General features: G+C 68.3%; 1 protein-coding gene. It reads right to left on the bottom strand.

The genetic code is table 11. The features are described from left to right. The coding region (locus tag FNJ47_RS46420) for a chemotaxis protein CheW (protein ID WP_175068528.1) at window positions 1–649 on the bottom strand (649 nt) is incomplete at both ends.

Raw genomic sequence — 649 nt, 5'->3', positions numbered from 1 at the left:
GAGCGCAGCGCGGCGAGCCCTTCCTGCGCATTCGGCGCGGTCCGCACCTTGTAGCCGGCGGCCTTGAGCACCGGCGCCAGCATGTTGCGGAAGAACGCTGAGTCATCGACCAGCAGCACCGACTGCGCCGAGGCCGACGGGCGCATCTCCTTGCGCGAGAACCAGTCGGCAAACGCCATCGGCAGGAAGTGGCCGACGTCGATCACCTCGGTGGCCTGGCCCTTGATCACGGCGGAGCCCAGGATGCCGTCCTGCGAGCCTGCGACCTCGATGTTGAGCCGCTCCTCGACGATGTCGATGATCTCGTCGACCACGAGCCCCATCGAGCGGCCGTCGTCGGCGAACACCAGGATCGGCTGCGACCCTTGCGACCGCACCTCGACACCGGCCATCTGCACCAGCGGCATCAGCTGCTCGCGGTACTGCACCATGTAGCGGCCGTTCGAGAGCTCGATCTTGTCGGTTGCGATCTCCTCCAGCCGGGTGACGAGGCCGAGCGGCACCGCCTTGGGCTGGCTCGATCCGGCGCGGAACACCAGCAGCGAAGTGAGCTGCTCGCCGCTCGCGGCATGCGCGCTCGCATTGTCGTCGGCCATGTCATGGGCCGAGGAGCCGGAGGCGCCGAGTGCCTTGGCGATGCCGTTGGGGT

Source organism: Bradyrhizobium uaiense, assembly GCF_010811875.1.
Lineage (GTDB): Bacteria > Pseudomonadota > Alphaproteobacteria > Rhizobiales > Xanthobacteraceae > Bradyrhizobium > Bradyrhizobium uaiense.
This window is presented reverse-complemented; position numbering and strand designations above follow the sequence as displayed.